A 1,540-nucleotide genomic window follows, 5' to 3' on the forward strand; every position below is an offset into this window, starting at 1 on the left:
CGCTCAGCGTCGCGGCGTCGGTGACGGGCTGCGCCTGCTCGCGGTCCGCCAGGGTGCGCCGAGCGGCGAACCGGGCGTCGGCGGTGTCGCGCAGCCGGTCGTTCGCGGCGGCCAGTGCGGCGGCTGCTCGGTCCTGCTCGGCGTGCCGCAGGCGCAGCAGTCCGGCGAGGGGGAAGCGTCTGGCCATCAGGCGGACACCCCCAACCGGGCGACGAGGGCGTCGAGCGCGCGCCAGGACGTCACGGCGTCGGCACGCTCCTCCATGCCCTGCCGGAGGAACGCGTCGACGGCGTCCTGGTGGGTCACCGCGGCGTCGACGAGGGGGTTCGTCCCGGGCTGGTACGCGCCGACGTCGAGCAGGTCCTGCGCGTTCCGGCGCGCCGCCATCACCTTCCGGAGTGCGGTCGCCGCAGCGCGCTGCCACGGTTCGGTGACCTTCGACGCGACGCGGGACACCGAGCCGAGCGCGTCGACGGACGGGAAGTGCCCGGTCACGGCGAGCTTCCGGTCGAGCACGACGTGCCCGTCGAGGATGCTCCGGGCGCTGTCGGCGATCGGCTCGTTGTGGTCGTCGCCGTCCACGAGCACCGTGTACAGCCCGGTGATGCTGCCGACCCGGTCGGTCCCGGCGCGCTCGAGCAGCCCGGCGAGCACCGAGAACGTCGACGGCGGGTAGCCCCGGGTCGCGGGTGGTTCGCCCACGGACAGGCCGATCTCGCGCTGTGCCATGGCGACGCGGGTGAGCGAGTCCATCATGAGCACGACGTCCTGCCCGGCGTCGCGGAACGACTCGGCGATGCGGGTGGCGACGAACGCCGCGCGCAGGCGCATCAGGGCGGGCTCGTCGGACGTCGACACGACGACGATCGACCGGGCGAGGCCCTCGGGTCCGAGGTCGTCCTCCAGGAACTCGCGGACCTCGCGGCCGCGCTCCCCCACCAGGGCGATCACGTTCACCGCGGCGTCGCTGCCGCGCGCGATCATCGACAGGAGCGAGGACTTGCCGACGCCGGAGCCCGCGAACAGGCCCATGCGCTGCCCGCGGCCGACGGTGGTCAGGGTGTCGAGCACGCGGACCCCGAGCTGCATCGGTGCGTCGATGCGGGTGCGAGCCATGGCGTTCGGTGTCGCGTGGTCGATCGGTACCCAGCCGTCGGTGTCGAGCGGACCGCGGTCGTCGATCGGCCGCCCGAGGCCGTCGAGCACCCGCCCGAAGAGCCCGGCGCCGGTCGGGACGAGCACGGGCCGACCGGTCGGGCGCACGGGTGTGCCCGCGGTCACGGCGACCAGGCGTCCGAGCGGCATGCAGCGCACGCCGGTGGGGTCGGTGGCGACGACCTCGACGGGGGTCTGCGGACCGTCCTCGGCGCCGACGGTCAGGACGTCACCGATCCGGGCGTCGACCCCGGCGACGGTCAGCCCGAGGCCGACCGCGCTCGTGACGACACCGACGCGCTGCGGTGCGGCGAGGGCGATCGCCTCGTCCAGACCGCGGGGACGGAGGAGCGTCGCGGTCACCGGGACACCTCCGGTCGTCCGG

General features: G+C 74.9%; 1 protein-coding gene and 1 pseudogene. Both read right to left on the reverse strand.

Features of this window, described 5'->3' with window-relative positions; genetic code table 11:
• Window positions 1-187, reverse strand: a pseudogene (locus D8M35_RS16045) (flagellar export protein FliJ); the annotation flags it as partial.
• A complete protein-coding gene (locus D8M35_RS16050; RefSeq protein WP_126892705.1) occupies window positions 187-1,518 on the reverse strand; it encodes a FliI/YscN family ATPase in 1,332 nt (443 codons plus the stop codon). The gene D8M35_RS16050 and the pseudogene D8M35_RS16045, both read right to left, overlap by 1 nt.
• Between the last annotated feature and the right edge of the window lie 22 nt (window positions 1,519-1,540).

This window comes from Curtobacterium sp. HSID17257 (assembly GCF_003989515.1).
Lineage (GTDB): Bacteria > Actinomycetota > Actinomycetes > Actinomycetales > Microbacteriaceae > Curtobacterium.